Annotated in this window: 18 protein-coding genes; 10 read left to right on the top strand and 8 right to left on the bottom strand. The window is 76.5% G+C overall.

Annotated features, from left to right (window positions below):
- Positions 1-15: 15 nt before the first annotated feature.
- The 7 genes from alc to uraD are packed head-to-tail and all read right to left on the bottom strand — an operon-like array spanning position 16 to position 7,726.
- On the bottom strand, positions 16-1,101 hold the full coding sequence (alc, locus tag FMM08_RS18225; protein ID WP_147927813.1) for an allantoicase: 1,086 nt from the start codon (positions 1,099-1,101) through the stop codon (positions 16-18).
- Positions 1,098-2,522 carry an allantoinase AllB gene (allB, locus tag FMM08_RS18230; protein ID WP_147927814.1) on the bottom strand — a complete coding sequence of 475 codons (1,425 nt, stop codon included), beginning with the start codon at positions 2,520-2,522 and terminating at the stop codon, positions 1,098-1,100. The genes alc and allB overlap by 4 nt, the downstream gene beginning before the upstream one ends.
- Positions 2,522-3,871, bottom strand: a complete 1,350-nt coding sequence (locus FMM08_RS18235) for a DUF6986 family protein (protein ID WP_147927815.1) — start codon at positions 3,869-3,871, stop codon at positions 2,522-2,524. The genes allB and FMM08_RS18235 overlap by 1 nt, the downstream gene beginning before the upstream one ends.
- Positions 3,871-4,725 (bottom strand): factor-independent urate hydroxylase, encoded by an 855-nt coding sequence (gene pucL, locus FMM08_RS18240; protein WP_147927816.1) that lies wholly within the window; start codon positions 4,723-4,725, stop codon positions 3,871-3,873. Before pucL ends, FMM08_RS18235 begins: the two co-directional genes overlap by 1 nt.
- An 8-nt stretch (positions 4,726-4,733) precedes the next feature.
- Positions 4,734-5,060: a hydroxyisourate hydrolase gene (locus FMM08_RS18245; protein WP_147927817.1), complete on the bottom strand. Its 327-nt coding sequence runs from the start codon at positions 5,058-5,060 to the stop codon at positions 4,734-4,736.
- Positions 5,061-5,070: 10 nt separating this feature from the next.
- Positions 5,071-7,167 (bottom strand): putative bifunctional diguanylate cyclase/phosphodiesterase, encoded by a 2,097-nt coding sequence (locus FMM08_RS18250; protein ID WP_147927818.1) that lies wholly within the window; start codon positions 7,165-7,167, stop codon positions 5,071-5,073.
- A 55-nt stretch (positions 7,168-7,222) separates the two neighbouring features.
- Complete coding sequence (gene uraD, locus FMM08_RS18255) at positions 7,223-7,726, bottom strand: 2-oxo-4-hydroxy-4-carboxy-5-ureidoimidazoline decarboxylase (RefSeq protein ID WP_147927819.1); 504 nt, start codon at positions 7,724-7,726, stop codon at positions 7,223-7,225.
- Positions 7,727-7,759: 33 nt separating this feature from the next.
- Here uraD and FMM08_RS18260 point away from each other — a divergent pair, with 33 nt between their 5' ends.
- The 9 genes from FMM08_RS18260 (at position 7,760) to FMM08_RS18300 (ending at position 15,418) form a co-directional block, all read left to right on the top strand.
- Positions 7,760-8,509, top strand: a complete 750-nt coding sequence (locus FMM08_RS18260; protein ID WP_147927820.1) for an LmeA family phospholipid-binding protein — start codon at positions 7,760-7,762, stop codon at positions 8,507-8,509.
- 56 nt (positions 8,510-8,565) lie between these two features.
- Entirely contained in the window at positions 8,566-9,456 is an 891-nt protein-coding gene (locus FMM08_RS18265) for a phosphatase PAP2 family protein (RefSeq protein WP_222710929.1), read from the top strand.
- Positions 9,383-9,685, top strand: coding sequence for an urease subunit gamma (locus tag FMM08_RS18270; protein ID WP_147927822.1), 303 nt, complete (start codon positions 9,383-9,385; stop codon positions 9,683-9,685). The genes FMM08_RS18265 and FMM08_RS18270 overlap by 74 nt, the downstream gene beginning before the upstream one ends.
- Positions 9,682-10,014, top strand: coding sequence for an urease subunit beta (locus tag FMM08_RS18275; protein WP_187279848.1), 333 nt, complete (start codon positions 9,682-9,684; stop codon positions 10,012-10,014). The genes FMM08_RS18270 and FMM08_RS18275 overlap by 4 nt, the downstream gene beginning before the upstream one ends.
- Positions 10,014-11,744, top strand: a complete 1,731-nt coding sequence (locus FMM08_RS18280; protein WP_147927823.1) for an urease subunit alpha — start codon at positions 10,014-10,016, stop codon at positions 11,742-11,744. The genes FMM08_RS18275 and FMM08_RS18280 overlap by 1 nt, the downstream gene beginning before the upstream one ends.
- Positions 11,745-11,844: 100 nt before the next feature.
- Positions 11,845-12,471, top strand: a complete 627-nt coding sequence (locus FMM08_RS18285) for an urease accessory UreF family protein (protein ID WP_222710930.1) — start codon at positions 11,845-11,847, stop codon at positions 12,469-12,471.
- A 250-nt stretch (positions 12,472-12,721) separates the two neighbouring features.
- Positions 12,722-13,387, top strand: a complete 666-nt coding sequence (gene ureG / locus FMM08_RS18290; protein ID WP_147927927.1) for an urease accessory protein UreG — start codon at positions 12,722-12,724, stop codon at positions 13,385-13,387.
- Between the two features lie 13 nt (positions 13,388-13,400).
- Complete coding sequence (locus FMM08_RS18295; protein WP_187279849.1) at positions 13,401-14,174, top strand: urease accessory protein UreD; 774 nt, start codon at positions 13,401-13,403, stop codon at positions 14,172-14,174.
- Positions 14,171-15,418 carry an Nramp family divalent metal transporter gene (locus FMM08_RS18300; RefSeq protein WP_147927826.1) on the top strand — a complete coding sequence of 416 codons (1,248 nt, stop codon included), beginning with the start codon at positions 14,171-14,173 and terminating at the stop codon, positions 15,416-15,418. Before FMM08_RS18295 ends, FMM08_RS18300 begins: the two co-directional genes overlap by 4 nt.
- Here FMM08_RS18300 and FMM08_RS18305 read toward each other — a convergent pair.
- Entirely contained in the window at positions 15,402-16,061 is a 660-nt protein-coding gene (locus tag FMM08_RS18305) for a GNAT family N-acetyltransferase (protein WP_147927827.1), read from the bottom strand. The genes FMM08_RS18300 and FMM08_RS18305 overlap by 17 nt on opposite strands.
- Positions 16,062-16,151: 90 nt before the next feature.
- Between FMM08_RS18305 and FMM08_RS18310 the strand changes: the two genes are divergently transcribed.
- The gene (locus FMM08_RS18310; RefSeq protein WP_187279850.1) at positions 16,152-16,730 is read left to right on the top strand and encodes a TetR/AcrR family transcriptional regulator; all 579 of its coding nucleotides are present in this window, start codon (positions 16,152-16,154) and stop codon (positions 16,728-16,730) included.

Here is a 16,730-nt window from a genome sequence, read left to right on the forward strand (position 1 = left end):
GCGCCACCAGCGTCCTCACAGCGCGGTCTCCTCCCAGCGGCGCGCGGCAGCGGCCAGCGCGTCGTCGTCGAGCTCTCCCCACAGCCGCAGGCGGCTCATGCCGCCGTCCGGGTGGGCCTCCAGCCGCACGTGCGTCACCGCCCGGTCCGTGGCACCCGGCGCGCCCGCTGCGCCGAGGGCGAGGACGTGCCGGGTGTCGGGCTGCGGGTGCAGGTCGAGCAGCACCGGCCACGACGCCGGGTCAGCACCCTCGCCCGCGCCGGTCCCGGCCGACCGGAGGTCAGCCCCGCGCAGCACCACCCGGCCCGGGGCGTTGCCCACGAAGCACGTCGTGTCGACCTCCACCCGGCGCAGACGCCCGGCGCCGGCCAGCTGCAGGTCCACCCAGTCGTTGCCGCCGTCGCGGCGGCGGGCGTTCTCCCAGCCGTCGGCCATCGTCGCGGCGCGGCCGGGGGCGAGCAGGTGGTCGGCGGAGCCGTAGAACTCGTTCGATGAGCCGAGCACCCGCCCGCCGTTCTCGGTGGCGGCCAGGTCGACGGTGCCGGTGAGCAGGGCAGGGTCGGGCACCGGCCGGCCCAGCACCCGGAGCCTGGCGACGCCGCCGTCGGGGTGGATGGTGAGCCGCACGTGCGAGACCCGGCGCCCCGCCAGCTCCGGGGAGGTCTCGGGGGTGACCGCGATCGACGTCACGGCGTCGCCGGTCAGCGGCGTGCGCGGCGCGAGAGGGCGCCACACGTGCTCGGGCAGCTGCCACACGTCGTTCGGGCCGGGGAAGCCCTCGAGCCACGCGCCGTGGACGGTGGCGGCGGCCGGGTAGTTGCCCCTGAACCAGGCGGTGTCGACGTCGATGCGCTCCACCTCGCCGGGAGCTGCCAGGCGCACCACGACCCAGTCGTCACCGACGGTCCGGCGGCGGCGGGTCTCCCAGCCGTCGTAGACCTTGCCCTTGGCGTCGTAGGCGTCGGGGTCGTAGCGCGGCGGGTGGGGCAGCAGGAGGTTGGAGGCGTCGGCGTAGAACTGGTCGTTGCACGTCACGACCACCCCGCCGAGGACGCGGCTGGCGAGGTCGGTCAGGGCTGCAGTCTGGCCGGTGCTGCTCACGCCGGGTCATCCTGGTGCAGGGCGTGCAGCAGCCGACCGCCCGGGTGCTCGCTCCCGGACGGCGCCACGCGCCGCCCGCGCAGCCACGTCGACCGCACCGCGCCGCGCAGCCGCTGCCCGGCGTACGGGGTGACCTTGTTCTTGAACGCGAGCATCCCCGGCTCCACCAGCAGCTCCTCCTCCGGCGCCAGCACCGCGAGGTCGGCGTCGGCGCCCACCACGAGCGAGCCCTTGCGCCCGGCCAGGCCCACCCGCGCCGCCGGCCGGGCCGCCATCCAGTCGACCACCCGCTCCAGGCCCACCCCGCGCCGGCGGGCGGCGGTCCACACCACCGGCAGGCCCAGCTGGACGCTGGCGATGCCGCCCCAGGCGGCGAGGAAGTCGCCCGCCCCGGGCAGCTTGAGGTCGGGCGTGCACGGGGAGTGGTCGGAGACCACGGAGTCGAGCACACCGGCCTCCAGCGCCGCCCACAGCGCGTCGGCCACCTCGGCCTCGCGGACCGGGGGGCAGCACTTGAACTGCGTGGCGCCGTCGGGCACGGCCGCGGCGTCGAGGGTGAGGTAGTGCGGGCAGGTCTCGGCCGTCACCGGCAGGCCCTCAGCGCGCGCCGCGGCGACCAGGGGCAGCGCCGACGCGCTCGCCAGGTGCACGACGTGCACGGCGGCCCCGCGCGGGCCCGTCCCGCGCAGCTCGCGGGCCGCCGCGACGACGTCGGCCACGGCGGAGTCCTCCGCGGCGGCGGGCCGGGAGGCGAGGAACAGCGCGAACGAGCGCGGGTCCGCCCCCTGCGCCAGGCTCCGGGCCACCTGCTCCGCGGCCTCGTCGAGCACGGCCGGGTCCTCGGCGTGCACGAGCAGCCGCGAGCCCAGCCGCGCCAGCTCCGCCAGGCCCTCGCGCAGCTGGGCGGGGCTGACGTGCTCGAACTCGTCCACGCCCGACGGCGCGGTGAAGCACTTGGCGCCGAACACGCCACCCGCCACCAGCCCGGCCAGCTCGCCGGTGTTCCCCGGCACCACCCCGCCCCAGAACCCGACGTCCACGTGCACCGCCCCGCGCGCGGCGTCCCGCTTGACGCGCAGCGCGTCGACCGTCGTCGTCGCGGGGACCGAGTTGAGCGGCATGTCGATGACGGTCGTGACCCCGCCCAGGGCCGCGGCGCGCGTGGCGGTGTCGAAGCCCTCCCAGGCCGTGCGGCCGGGCTCGTTGACGTGCACGTGCGTGTCGACCAGGCCCGGGAGCAGCACCTCGTCGTCGCCCAGCTCGAGCACCTGCCGCGCCGGCGGCAGGTCACCACGGCGGTCCAGGCCCACCACGGCGGCGATGCGCCCGTCCCGCACTCCCAGCGCCACCGCCCTGGTCCCCCCGGGGAGCACGGCGCGCTCGGCGTGGACGACGAGGTCGAGCTCGCTCGACGGTCCCATCAGCCGACCCTCCTGCTGGCCAGCGCCTCCAGCGCCGGCCCGTCCATCCCGACCCGCTGCGCGCTGGTCGCCAGGTCCTGCACGCCCACCACGTCGGCCCGCACGAGCAGCCGCGCCATCGCCTGCGCGGTGGCGGGCTCGTCGGCCACGCCCGCGGCCGCGTCGTCCCCGGCAGCGGCCCGCGCCGCCGTCGCCGCGACCCACGCCCCCAGGCGCCGCTCGGCCTCGGGCAGCCCGGACCGGGCGTGGACGAGGTTGGCCAGGTGCCGCGTCACGAGGTGCCCCGGGTGGAGGTCCCAGCCCTGGGCCAGCCCGCGCTCCAGCTGGCGCACGACCAGGCGCGCGTGGAGCGCCCACGCCGCGTGCACCTGGGCGGTGTCCGAGCCGTCGGCGCCGCCCGTGGGCAGCACGTTGGTGGAGCCGTCGCTGACGGCCACACCCGTCCCGGCGGCGGCCAGCTGCAGCACGGCCTTGGCGTGGTCGGCCAGGGGGTGCTCCAGGCTCTGCTGCGCCGGCGGCACCCCGCACGCGGCGGAGAAGTCGTACGTGCCGTAGTGCAGGCCCGTCAGCCGGCCGCGGGCGGCCTCGCGGCAGCGGGCCACGGCGGCGCGCCCGTCCGGGGAGACCACGAGCGCCGGCACCTCCACCTGGACCTCGACGCGCACCCAGCCGCGCTCCAGGCCGTGGGCGTCCTCGAGGGCGTCGAGCACGTCGGCGAGCGCGGCCACCTGCGCGGGGTCGCTGACCTTCGCGAGGGTCACGAGCAGGTGGTCGGGCAGCGCCCCGAGCTCCACCTCCGGGGCGTCCGCACCGCGCTCGGCGGTGGCCGCCACCGCGGCCACGACGCGCGCCAGGGTCCGCACCGAGCGCCGCCGGGTGCCCGCCTCGAACGAGCGCACCCGCACCCCCGCCACCGCCGGCGCGACCTGACCGCGCACGCGCCGCCCGGCGATCCGCGCCAGCGCCGCCCCGGCGGCGTCGGCGTGGGCGTCCTCCTCGGCGTCACCGCGGCGCCCCGGCGCCTCACCCGGCAGGCCGTAGCCGTCCTCCAGGTCCAGGCGCAGGTCGGCCACCGGCCGGGTGCGCAGCAGCTCGAGGAGCCGCTCGCGGTCGTCGTCGTCGACGTCCAGCCCCGTCGCCGCCGCCAGCGCCGCCGTGCCGGGGGCGTGGCGGGCGAGCAGGCCCAGGGCGCGGCGGCCCCACTCCTGCGGCGTGCCGTCGTCGCCGGCGTCGGCCGGCACGTACGCGGTGTGCACGGGCTGGGGCCGGGGCAGCTCGACGGGGGGCGCCGCGAGCGCGGCGTCGAGGTCGGCCAGCTGGTCGTCGAGGCGAGCGAGCAGGTCGTCCATCACCGGCGGCTGATCGTCCCCTCGATGAGGCCGTAGGGCCTGTCGTCGGCGTGGAAGACGGCGCCGGGGTTGTCCAGGCCGAACGGCGACAGGTCCTGCAGGAAGTGGTGCTTGTTCGGCAGCGACAGCGTCACCTCGGCCAGCTCGGGGCGGGCGTCGAGGACGGCGGTGCCCATGGCGTGGAGCGTCTGCTGCAGCGCCAGGGAGTGGTGCCCGGCGAAGGCCTCCAGCAGCGCGGCGAGCGCACCGGCGTGCACCGCCGCGTGGTCGGCGCCCTCCAGGCCCCCGGCGGTGTCCGCCGCGTAGCGCCACCGGGCGGTGACCTGGGTGGCGAGGAGGCGGTCGTCGGTCTCGGCGAGCGTGGTGAACCGCTCCTTGAGGAACCCGTGGTACTCCGACCCCGTGGTCTTGAGCACCACGAGCTCGGCCACCCCGCCCGACAGCTCCACCGCGCCGGCGCGGGTCAGCTCCAGCTCGGCGGTGCGCACGTGGGAGCCCGTGCGCGAGAAGGCGCGGCCGCCGGAGCCGAGGGGGCTCCACGGGAACTCCTCCACCACGACGCGGGCCACGTCGGCGGACGGGCACGCCTGGAGCAGCTGGCGGGCCACGGCCAGCGCGAACGCCTCCGGCTCCCCCACGCCCGTCTCGCGGGCCAGGCCGAAGACGGTGTTCTTCTGCGCGTCGGTGGTGAGCACGCGAGCGTTGTCGCCGTCGGTGTACGCCGGGCCGAAGTCCCCGCGCAGCGCAGTGGTCACGTTGAGGTCGCGGACCACGTGCTCGGGGCCCGACCGCTCGACGTGCACCACGCGCACCTCGGCCTTGCCGTACTGGTTCCAGGACAGGTCGTAGCTCATCGAGCGGCTCAGCTCCCGCGGTAGGTGGTGTAGCCGAAGGGCGACAGCAGCAGCGGCACGTGCAGGCTCCGCCGCTGCCCGGGGTCGCCCTCGGGGACGACGACGACGACGGCGACCTCGGGGAAGAACCCGCTGCGCCCGGAGGTGTCGAACAGCAGCCGGTAGGTGCCGGGGTCGGGGTCGTCGAAGAGGAGCACGGCGCGCCCGTCGTCGTCGGTGACGGCCGTCACCAGCGGCGCCCACGCCTCGGCACCGGCGCGCAGCGACAGGGAGACCGGGACGCCCGCGGCGGGGGCACCGGCAGCGGTGTCGAGGACGTGCGTGCTGAGCCCCATGGGCCGGAGGCTAGCCAGGCACCGCCTCGTGCGGGGAGGTCGGTGCCGGATCCGCGTGAGCGGCCAGCCACGCGGTCGCCTCGGGCGCGGGCAGCGGACGGCTGTGGAGGTACCCCTGGCTGACGTCGCAGCCCAGCTCGCGCAGCAGCCGCAGGACGTCGTCGTCCTCGACGCCCTCGGCCACCACCCGCAGGCCCAGGCCGTGCGCCAGGTCGATGGTGCTGCGCACGACGGTGTACCGGCTGAGATCGGACAGCGCCCGCGACACGAAGGTCCTGTCGATCTTCAGCTCGGTGACGGGGAGGCTGAGGAGCACCTCCAGCGAGGAGTAGCCGGTGCCGAAGTCGTCGATGCTGACCTCCACGCCGAGCTCCACGAGGTCGGCCAGCACCGCCGCCGTCCCCGCGGGGTCGACCACCAGCACCGTCTCGGTGATCTCCAGCACGAGCAGCGAGGCCGGCAGCTGCTCGCGCACGAGCAGTTGCGCCACCTCGTCGACCAGCTCGGGGCGCACGTCGGTGGCGGTGAGGTTGACCGACACCGGCACGGGGGTCCCGGCCCGGTCCCACGCCGCCGCCTGGCCGATGGCGGCCTCCAGCACCACGGACGTCAGCCGGCCCATCAGGCCGGCCTCAGCGGCCACGGGCAGGAAGACGTCGGGCGTGAGGACCCCGCGCTCGGGGTGGGCCCAGCGCACCAGCGCCTCGGTGCCGCGGACGCGACCGGTGAGCACGTCGACCTGGGGCTGGAAGTGCAGCCGCACCTGGTCGCCGTCCAGGGCCCGGCGCAGCTCGCCGACCAGCTCCACGGACTCCCGCACCGCGTCGTCGAGGCCGCTGTGGTGCTCCACCGGCTCCGAGCGCAGCGTCCGGGCCCAGTGCATGGCGACGTCGGCGCGCCGCAGGAGGTCCAGCGGGGCCGTGCCACCGGGCGCGGGCTCCACGACCACGCCGGTGTGCGCGGCGGCGACCACGGAGAACCCCTCGACCTCGTGGGTCTCGCCGAGCACCTCGTGCACGGCGGCGGCGGTCTGCAGGGCTGCGGGGCGCGAGGCGGCTCCCGCTCCGGTGAGCAGCACGGCGAACTCGTCGCTGCCCAGGCGCGCCACCACGGCCCCGTGCCCCGCAGCCTCGACGAGGCGCTGGGCGGCGGAGCGCAGGACCTCGTCCCCGGCGCGGTGGCCCAGGGCGTCGTTGACGCGGCGGAACCCGTCGAGGTCCAGCAGGAGCACCGCCAGCGGTGCTCCTGCGGCCGCCGCGGCGTCCAGCTCGGCCAGCAGGGCCGTGCGGTTGGCCAGACCGGTGAGGGTGTCGGTGTGCGCGCGGCGCCGTACGCCCCGCAGCACGAACAGCTCGCGCTGGAGCAGCAGCACCTTGGCGCCCACGCAGCCCAGGGCGACCACGCCCAGCAGCCAGGGGACCGGGGTGTCCGAGACGTCGACGAAGGCCAGCACGCCCACGGCCATGACGCAGCTCAGGGCGTGGACGGCCAGGTCGCCGTCCCACGGCACCTGGCGCACGCGGGGCGGCGACGAGCGCACGCCCTGCACGACCGCCCATCCCCCAGCACCCCCGACGAGCACCAGCAGCGCGGTCGCGAGGAGCTGCTGCGCGCCACCGGGGACCAGCTGGCGCGCGAGGACCGCCGCGGGCAGGAGCAGCGCCACCGCCGCGAGGACACCGGCCGCGCGCGGGCGGTGGTCACGGCCGCCGCGCGCGTGGGACGCCGTCACGAGGGCCATGACGACCAGGCAGGCGGCGCCGGCGGCGACGACGAGCAGGCCGTGGGCGGTGGGGAGGTCGAGGTCACCGGCCGCGGCGAGGGGCCGGGCCGCCAGGGCGGTGACCACGGCGGACAGGGACGCGGCGGACGCGACCGCCCCGATGCCGGCGACCCGCGCCGTCGTGCCCAGGTGCACCGCCATGAGCAGGGCGAGGGCGGTCCCCAGGACGGCCTCCCCCACCAGCGCGGCGGCCAGCGGCACCGCGGACGGCTCCGGCGCCAGCGCCAGCGGGCAGAGGAGCGCCGCGGGCAGCAGGCCCACCAGGGCCGCCGCGCCCAGGGCCCGAGCTCCCGCGCGGGCCGGCGAGGGGGTCGGGAGCTGCATGATCACGTCATCGGCGCACGCTGGTGCCCCCTCCAGCGCCCACCCCCCGAGCGGCCTAGGCCGCCAGCGCCGCCTGCAGGCGGAGCAGCGCGATCTGGCGCAGCTGGTCCCCCGCGACCTCGAGCTCCGCGGCGGCGTCGTTGCCGAGGCGGACCTCGAGCGCGGCGAGGACCTCCTCGGAGGACAGCCCCGCGGCGCGGATGAGGAAGACGTGCCCGAAGCGCGCCTCGTACGCGGCGTTGCCCGCCGCCAGGCGCTCGCGGGTCTCGGCGTCCTGCGAGACACCGGACTGCTCCAGGCGCGACATGCGCTCGTGGGCGCTGTCACCGGTGGGGCGCTCCCCGATGCGCGGGTGGGTCCGGAGCGCGGCGAGCACGGCCTCGGGCGGCAGGGCCCGGGCTGCGGCGTCGGCCTGCTCCAGCAGCTGCTCCACGTCGGCGTAGGGCGCGCCGTCCAGCACGCTGGCCACCCACAGCGGGGCGTCCAGGCACGCGGCCAGCGCCTGGGCCTCACCGCCGCTGGGTGGCGTGCGACCGAGGAGGACGTCCAGGAGCGACATGCCGCGAGGCTAGGCGCTTGAGACGATGCTCCGGTGCTGAGGCGGCTGGTCATCACCCTCCTGGTGCTGGCGGTGCTCGCCGGGGGTGCGGTGGTCGCGGCGCCCGTGGTGGACCGCGGGGTGCGCGCGGCGGCGCAGGAGCGGGTGGCCACCGAGGTGGCGCGCCTCACCGGCGCGACGGGCGGCGTGGACGTCCAGGTGCGGGGAGGCTGGTTCCTCCCGCAGGCGGTGCGGGGCCGCTACGACGACGTGCGGGTCGTGGCCCGCGGGGTGCCGGCGGGGGACGTCCGCCTCGAGGAGGTCGACGCCCGGCTGTCCGGCGTCGACCTGCCGCTGTCCGAGGTGCTGGACGGACGCGTCGAACAGGTGGCCGTGGCACGCACCGCCACCACGGCCCGCCTGTCCTACGCCGAGCTCGACAGGGTGCTCGCCCAGCGGGACGTGCCGCTGTCGGTGGCCGCCGACGGGCAGGACCTGCGCGTCACCGGGACCGCCAGGGTGCTCGGGCAGGACCTGTCGCTGTCGGCCGCGGTCGACCTCACCGTGGACGGCGGCGGTGGCGCTGGTGGCGCGACCGTGAGGGCGGTGCCCCGCCAGCTGCTCTCAAGGAGCGCGGTGATCGATCGCCTGTCACGCTCGGTGCTGAGCGGCCTGCGCTCGCAGCTGGCCTTCGAGGTCCCGCTGGGACAGCTGCCGTTCTCGCAGCAGGTCACGGGCGTGCAGGTCCGCTCCTCGGGCGTGGACGTCTCGACCACCGGCACCTCCATCGTTGTCGGATCGTGACTCTGGGCGACCACTTCTGCCAGGTTCTGTTCATGTGAAACGGGTAACAAGGAACTGTGACGACTGATCCGATGCCTCTCGGCCCGCGTGCAGCCCTGCTGCGCGGGACCGGCGAGCACCGCGAGGCGGCCGCCGCCTGGCTGGCCGTGCGCTGGCCGCTGCTGGCCGGGGTCGCGCTGCTCGGGGTCCTGCTGGACCTGCTCCTCGGAGGGCCGCTGACCACCGTGGTCGACGTGCGCCTGCACGCCTGGATGGCAGCGCTGCCGCACACCGGTCCGGACCTCGTGCTCGCGCACGTGCTCGACCACACGGGCCAGCGGTGGCTGGTCACCCCGGTCGTGATCGCGGCCGCGCTGTGGGCGTGCCGACGCCGGGGCAGCTGGTCCTCGCTGTGGCTGGTGCTCGGGACGATCTTAGCGATGAACGTGGTCATCGCCGTCGCCAAGTTCTCCCTCGCGCGCGGGCTGGCGATCAGTGGCGACCCGCAGCTCTTCGTGCCCGGCGGGCAGGCCTTCCCCTCCGGCCACGGGGCCAACGCGGCCTCGGCGGCCGCCTTCGTCGTCCTGCTCGTGGCCCGGGCCCGCGGCACCCGCATCCGCAGGTCCACCGCCCTCGTGGGCGTGCTGGTGCCGAGCGCGGTGATGACGGTGGTGTCGCTGTACCTGGGCTTCCACTGGTTCAGCGACCTCGTCGCCGGGGCGCTGCTCGGCGTGCTCGTGGTGCGCGCGGGCGTGGCCGTCGAGGGCTGGCTCGGCCCCCGGCTGCGCCGCCGGCCCCGCATCGGCGTGCCGCCGCTGCACAGCGTGCGCTCCCAGCAGGACCCGTTCGAGGTCGACCTCCCCGAGGACGCGCCCGCTCGGCTAGCGTCGGCCCGTGCTGCTGACACCGCACGAGCAGGAGCGCCTGATGCTCAGCTACGCCGCCGACCTGGCGCGGCGGCGGCGTGAGCGAGGGCTGAGGCTCAACCACCCCGAGGCCGTCGCCGTCATCACCTCCTTCCTCCTGGAGGGAGCGCGCGACGGGCGCACCGTCGCCGACCTGATGTCGGCGGGGCGGGGCGTGCTGGCCCGGGAGGACGTCATGGACGGCGTCCCGGAGATGCTGCACGAGGTGCAGGTCGAGGCGACCTTCCCCGACGGCACCAAGCTCGTCACCGTGCACGAGCCGATCCCGTGACCGGCCCGTCGACCAGCTGGTGGCCGGGGCAGGTGCTCGTCGCGGACGACGCGGAGCCCGTCGCCACGCTGCCCGGCGCCCCGCGCACCACCCTCGTCGTCGTCAACACCGGCGACCGGCCCGTGCAGGTGGGCTCCCACTTCCACTTCGCCCAGGCCAACACCGCACTCGCCTTCGACCGGACGGCGGCGCACGGGCTCCGGCTCGACGTGGCCGCCGGCACCGCCGTGCGCTTCGAGCCGGGCGTGGAGCGCGAGGTGGCGCTCGTGCCGATCGCCGGGGACCGCGTGGTCCCCGGCCTGACCCTGCCCGCGCCCGGGAGGCTGTGATGGCGGACATCTCCAGGGAGCGCTACGCCGCGCTCTTCGGCCCCACCGCCGGGGACCGGATCCGGCTGGCGGACACCGACCTGCTCATCCGGGTGGAGGAGGACCGCTGCGGCGGCCCCGGCCGCTCCGGGGAGGAGGCCGTGTTCGGCGGCGGCAAGGTCATCCGCGAGTCGATGGGCATGGCCCGCACCACCCGCGCCGAGGGGGCGCTGGACACGGTCATCACGGGCGCGGTGGTCCTCGACCACTGGGGGATCGTCAAGGCCGACGTGGGCGTCCGCGACGGCCGCGTGGTCGCGCTGGGCAAGGCCGGCAACCCCGACACCATGGACGGGGTCCACCCCGACCTCGTCATCGGCCCGTCCACCGAGGTCATCGCCGGGAACGGGAAGATCCTCACGGCTGGCGCCGTCGACTCCCACGTCCACTTCATCTGCCCGCAGATCGTGCCCGAGGCCCTCGGCAACGGCATCACCACGCTCGTCGGCGGCGGCACCGGGCCCGCGGAGGGCACCAAGGCCACCACGGTCACGCCCGCGTGGCACACCCCGCTCATGCTCGAGGCGATGGACGGCTGGCCCGTCAACGTCGCACTCCTCGGGAAGGGCAACACGACCTCCTCGGCGGCCATCGAGGAGCAGCTGCTGGCGGGCGCGTCGGGGCTGAAGCTGCACGAGGACTGGGGCTCCACCCCGGCCGTCATCGACGCCGCGCTGCGCGCCGCGGACGAGCACGGCATCCAGGTGGCGCTGCACTCGGACACCCTCAACGAGGCCGGGTTCGTGGAGTCGACGCTGTCGGCGATCGCCGGGCGGGGCATCCACGCGTACCACACCGAGGGCGCCGGGGGCGGTCACGCGCCGGACATCATCACGGTGGCCTCGCACGCCAACGTGCTGCCCAGCTCGACCAACCCGACGCGGCCGCACACCGTCAACACGATCGACGAGCACCTCGACATGCTCATGGTCTGCCACCACCTGAGCCCCCGGATCCCCGAGGACCTCGCCTTCGCCGAGAGCAGGATCCGGCCCTCGACGATCGCCGCGGAGGACGTCCTGCACGACCTCGGGGCCATCTCGATGATCGGCTCTGACTCCCAGGCGATGGGCCGCATCGGTGAGGTGGTGCTGCGCACGTGGCAGACCGCGCACGCCATGAAGGTGCGCCGCGGCGCGCTCGCCGGAGACCCCAGCGGCGCCGCAGGGGACGACAACCTCCGCGCCCGCCGCTACGTGGCCAAGACGACCATCTGCCCGGCCATCGCCCACGGGCTGGACGGCGAGGTCGGCTCGGTGGAGCCCGGCAAGCTCGCCGACCTCGTGCTGTGGGACCCGGCCTTCTTCGGCGTCCGCCCGCACCTCGTGCTCAAGGGCGGCTTCATCGCCTGGGCGGCCATGGGCGACGCCAACGCGTCCATCCCCACGCCGCAGCCGCAGCTGCCGCGGCCGATGTTCGGGGCGGCGGCACCGGTGGCCGCGGCGACGTCGGTGCACTTCGTGGCGCCCACCGCCCTCGAGCACGACCTCGCCGACCGCCTGCGCGTGCAGCGCCGGCTGGTGGCGGTCGAGGACGTGCGGGGGCTCACCAAGGCGGACATGCCCGAGAACGGCGCCCTGCCGCGCATCGAGGTCGACCCCGACACCTTCACGGTGCGCATCGACGGCGACGTCGTGGAGGAGTCGCCCGCCGCGGTGCTCCCCATGGCGCAGCGGTACTTCCTCTTCTGATGGGAGCGACCCGCTGAGCGCCACGGCGGCCCTCCTGGCCCTGGCCGACTCCCGCCTGCCCGCCGGCGGACACGCCCACTCGTCCGGCACCGAGCAGGCCGTGGTCGACGGGTACGTCCGTGACGAGGCCTCTCTCGGCACGCTGCTGCGCCGACGCCTGCTCACCACGGGCGTCGTCGCGGCGCACCTCGCGGCCGCGTCGTGCGCGGCTGTTCGGGACTGGGGGCACCTCCCGCTCGCGGGGGACCACGATCACGGACAGGTGTCGGCACTGAGGGTCCTCGACGGCGAGGCGGAGGTCCGGCTGCCGGCGCCCGCCGCTCGCGAGGCGTCCCGGGCGCAGGGCCGCGGTCTGGTCCGGGTGGCGTCAGTGGCGTGGCCGAGCGCGGCGTGGGCGGCCCTCGCGCAGGTGGCCCGGGCGCCGCACCACCCGCTCGCGATCGGGGTGGCCGCGGCCGCAGCCGGTGGCTCCCCCCGCGACGCCGCGCTCGTGGCGCTCTACCTGACGGGCACCGCCCCGGCCACGGCCGCGGCGCGCCTGCTCGGGCTCGACCCGGTCACCGTGGCCGCCGTGCTCGCCTCCCTCGCGCCCCTGCAGGACGCCCTCGCCGCCGACGCCGCCGACGCGGTGTCCCGCGGCGAGGAGCCCCCGGCGGAGTCCGACCCCCTGACCGACCTCCTGGTGACCCGGCACGCGCCGCGCCAGGACAAGCTCTTCGCCTCGTGAAAGGACCACGCCCGTGACCCAGCAGGACCCGCATCCGAACCCGCAGCCGACGGGTGCCGAGCGCACGCCCGACCTCGACCACACCCCGGCCCAGCCGGACGTCGAGGCGCACCTGCGCTTCACCGAGCCTCCGCACACCCACCCGGCCCCGCAGGACCGGTACGGCAACCCCCTCCCCCAGCACGACCACCAGCACGACGACGACCACGCCCGGGCCCACGCGGAGGGGGTCCCCCACACCCACGCGCCCGTGGCGACCCCGCGCCGCTCGCCGTCCGCGCCGCTGCGCATCGGCATCGGCGGCCCGGTCGGCTCCGGCAAGACCGCGCTGGTGGCGGCCCTGTGCCGGGCGCTCGGCCCGGAGGGGGCCGGCCTGGACATGGCCGTGGTGACCAACGACATCTACACCACCGAGGACGGCGACTTCCTCGTCCGCCACGGCGTGCTGCCCGCTGAGCGCATCACCGCGGTGCAGACGGGCGCCTGCCCGCACACCGCCATCCGGGACGACATCGCCATGAACCTCGACGCGGTGGAGGAGCTGGAGGACAGCTTCGACCCCGACGTCGTGCTCGTGGAGTCCGGCGGCGACAACCTCACCGCCACCTTCAGCTACGGCCTGGTGGACGCGCAGATCTTCGTGGTCGACGTGGCGGGCGGCGACAAGGTGCCGCGCAAGGGCGGCCCCGGCGTCATCACCTCCGACCTGCTGGTCATCAACAAGACCGACCTCGCCCCCATGGTCGGCGCGGACCTCGGCGTCATGGACCGGGACGCGTCCGCGCTGCGCGGGGAGCGCCCGGTGGCGTTCACGAGCCTGCGGGAGGACCCGGGCGCCACACCCGTGGCCGCGTGGGTCCAGCAGCTGCTGGCCCAGCGCCGCGAGCTCGCCGCGTCACCAGCGTCAGCCGGCTGACTGCGGGCTGGCAGTGCTCACCAGGGTCGAGCTGGTCGCCGCGCCCGGCCCCGGTGGGACCACGCGGCTCACCACCAACCGCGCGGAGGGCATCCTCAACGCCCGGCGCACCGGTCCGGCCGAGGTGCACCTCGTGGGGACGGGCGCGGGCCCGCTGGGCGGCGACGCGGTGGAGGTCGACGTCGTCGTCGCCAGCGGCGCGCGGCTGTCGCTGCGCGGTGTCGCGGCGACGCTGTCGATGCCGGACCGCGTCGGCCGGCCGGCGCGCCTCGACCTGCGGCTGCGCGTAGCCGAGGGGGCCCACCTCGACGTGGCGCTGGAGCCGCTGGTCGCGGTGCGCGGCAGCGACCTGCACGCCGTGACCACCCTCGACGTCGCCGGGGGCGCCCACCTCGACCTGCTCGAGGTGACCGTCCTCGGCCGCTGGCGGGAGGCGCCGGGCCGCTGGCGCGGCACGCTGCGGGCCGACCTCGCCGGCGCCCCGTGGCTGCGGCAGTCGGTGGCCCTCGGGCCCGGCTCCCCGGCCTGGGACGCGCTCGACGCCCCGCGGGTGCTCGTCAGCCGGCTCCGCTCCCCCGCCGCCCTCCCCGCGCCGTCGACGACGACGACGACGAAGCCGGCCGGTCGCTCAGCGGGCTGCGCCGTCGCGATGCCGCTGGCCGGCGGCGGAGAGCTCGCGCAGGCCATCGGGCTCGACCTGCTCGCCGCCCGCCGCGACCTGGCGGCGCTCGACCTCGACCCCACCGGGTTTCGGTCGACCGAAACCTCTGGCACCCTGGTGGGGTGACGTCCACCGCCACCCGCGCCACCGGCCCAGCCGGCGCGCCGGAGCGGAAGCTCCTGCACCTGCTCGGGCCGGCGTTCGTCGCGGCCGTCGCCTACGTCGACCCGGGCAACGTCGCCGCCAACCTCACCGCCGGCGCCCAGTACGGCTACCTGCTGCTGTGGGTGCTCGTCGTGGCCAACGCCATGGCCGTGCTCGTGCAGTACCTGTCCGCCAAGCTCGGCGTGGTCACCGGCAGGACGGTCCCGGAGCACCTGCGCGACCGGTTGGGCCCCCGCGGCCGGCTGGCCTTCTTCAGCCAGGCGCAGGCGGTGGCCGTCGCCACCGACGTGGCGGAGGTCATCGGCGGAGCGGTAGCGCTGAGCCTGCTGTTCGGCCTGCCGCTGTGGCTGGGCGGGGTCGTCACCGGCGCGGTCTCCACGGCGGTGCTGGCGCTCAACTCCCGCGACGGGGTCCGCCGCTTCGAGGCGGTGATCATCGCGATGCTGGGCGTCATCGCGGTGGGCTTCCTCGCCGGGCTCGTCGTGGCCCCGCCCGACGCGGCCGAGGCCGCCGCCGGGCTGGTCCCGCGCTTCGACGGCGCCGACACGGTGCTGCTGGCGGCGAGCATGCTCGGCGCCACGGTGATGCCCCACGCCATCTACCTGCACTCCGGCCTGGCGCGAGACCACCACGGCGGCGCCGTCGATCCGTCGCGCGTCCCCCGCGCGCTGCGCGCCACCCGCGCCGACGTCGTCGCGGCGCTGGTCCTCGCCGGCGTGGTCAACATCGCGATGCTGCTGCTGGCCGCCACCTCCCTGCGCGGTGTGGACGGCACCGACACCCTGGAGGGCGCGCACGCCGCCGTGGTGTCCGCGCTCGGGCCGGCCGTCGGGCTGCTGTTCGCCATCGGGCTGCTGGCCTCGGGACTGGCCTCGACGTCGGTGGGCTCCCAGGCGGGCGCCGTCATCTGGGGCACGCTGCAGCGCCGCGTCCCGCCGCTGCTCGTGCGCCGCACCTTCACGCTGGTACCGGCGATCGCGGTGCTGCTGGCGGGCGTCGACCCGACGCAGGCGCTGGTGCTCAGCCAGGTGGTGCTGAGCTTCGGCATCCCGTTCGTGCTCGTCCCGCTGCTGCGGCTCACCTCCAGCCGGGCGGTGATGGGCGAGCACGCCAACACCCCGCTCGTGCGGGCGCTGGCGGTGCTCGCCGTGGCGGCCGTCGTCGTCCTCAACGTGGTGCTGCTGGTCCTCACCTTCGCGGGCTGACCCGCCACATGCCCAGCGGCGCCTCCCGCGACGGCAGCCCGCGCACCGGGCCGAGCGGGACGAAGCCGAGCCGCCGGTACAGCGGGGTGGTGCGCGGCGAGGACGACTCCAGGTAGGAGTCCTCCCGGGCCTCGTCGACGCGGTCCAGCCGGTGCTGCAGCAGAGCCCGCCCCACCCCGCGCCCCTGCCCGGCCGGAGCCACGCCGACGGCCTCGAGGTACCAGTGCGGCGAGCGCGGCCGGGCCCGGCCGAAGGCCCGCTGCGCCGACAGGGCTCGCGGCACCCCGCTGGCGCCGAAGGCGCGCAGGTGGTCGGGGAGGGCGCGCAGCGCGTGCAGGACCCCACCGCCCGCTGGGCGCGGGTCGTGCCAGACGGCCACGCCCAGCAGCGCGCCGTCCTCGCCGTCGCGGGCCAGGTCGACGGTCCCCCCGGCCAGCGGGCCGACCAGCTCGGCGCGGTACAGGTGGACGCGGCGCCGGCGCGCGTCCGGCGTCTCCGCCGTCCCGGTGCCGAGGAGGGCGGCGACCTGCGGCTCCCCCGCGAAGGCGTCGGCGAGCAGGTCCGCGGCCTCCGGGAGGTCCGCCGGGGCGGCCGGGACGACGGCGACGGTGGTGGTGGACGCGGGGACGGTGAGAGCGGTCATGGGTGGCCTCCGAACGATCTGGTCATCTGTCCAGGTCGAACGACCAGACCAGCCGATCGGTTCCCGGCCCCCACCCGGCAGGATGAGCGCGTGAGGTCAGGCAGCACCCGGGACGCCCTCGTCACCGCCGCCCTGCGCGTGGTCGAGGCGGAGGGCCTGCCCGCCGCCACCACCCGGCGGGTCGCCTCGGAGGCCGGACTGCCGCTGGGGACCGTCCACTACTGGTTCGCCGACAAGCGGCAGCTCGTCGCCGCCGTCACCGACGCGCTGCTCCACGAGGTGCGCGAGCGCGCCGCCGGCGCCAGCGACCTCCGCGACGCCCACCACCGCTTGTCCGGGATGACCGCGGGGCGGCAGCTGGCGCTGGTCGAGCTCACCACGGCTGCGCTGCGCGACCCGTCCCTGCACGACCTCGCCCGCCAGCAGTACGCGGCCTACCGCGCGGCGGCGCTGCAGCAGGTGGGAGGCGGTTCTGAGGCGCTGGCCACCCTCGTGGTGGCCGTGCTCGACGGCCTCACCCTCTCCACCCTCGCCGAGGACGACGACGGCCGCGGCCGTGCCCGCGCCGACGCCGCCGTCGAGCTGCTGCTGCACCTCCTCGAGGGCCGGGGAGAGGGGCGGGTCGAGGGGCACCGTGATCGGGTCGCTCCCCCGGGGGACGCGCCGTAG

The sequence above is a fragment of the Quadrisphaera setariae genome, from assembly GCF_008041935.1.
GTDB classification, from domain to species: Bacteria; Actinomycetota; Actinomycetes; order Actinomycetales; family Quadrisphaeraceae; genus Quadrisphaera; species Quadrisphaera setariae.

Bases quoted from the DNA above. Each gene is read 5' to 3' on its own strand.
- pucL (WP_147927816.1), bottom strand. From the start codon at position 4,725: ATGAGCTACGACCTGTCCTGGAACCAGTACGGCAAGGCCGAGGTGCGC.
- FMM08_RS18305 (WP_147927827.1), bottom strand. From the start codon at position 16,061: ATGACCGCTCTCACCGTCCCCGCGTCCACCACCACCGTCGCCGTCGTC.
- FMM08_RS18235 (WP_147927815.1), bottom strand. From the start codon at position 3,871: ATGGACGACCTGCTCGCTCGCCTCGACGACCAGCTGGCCGACCTCGAC.
- uraD (WP_147927819.1), bottom strand. From the start codon at position 7,726: ATGTCGCTCCTGGACGTCCTCCTCGGTCGCACGCCACCCAGCGGCGGT.
- FMM08_RS18280 (WP_147927823.1), top strand. From the start codon at position 10,014: ATGGCGGACATCTCCAGGGAGCGCTACGCCGCGCTCTTCGGCCCCACC.
- FMM08_RS18250 (WP_147927818.1), bottom strand. From the start codon at position 7,167: ATGCAGCTCCCGACCCCCTCGCCGGCCCGCGCGGGAGCTCGGGCCCTG.
- FMM08_RS18245 (WP_147927817.1), bottom strand. From the start codon at position 5,060: ATGGGGCTCAGCACGCACGTCCTCGACACCGCTGCCGGTGCCCCCGCC.
- allB (WP_147927814.1), bottom strand. From the start codon at position 2,522: ATGGGACCGTCGAGCGAGCTCGACCTCGTCGTCCACGCCGAGCGCGCC.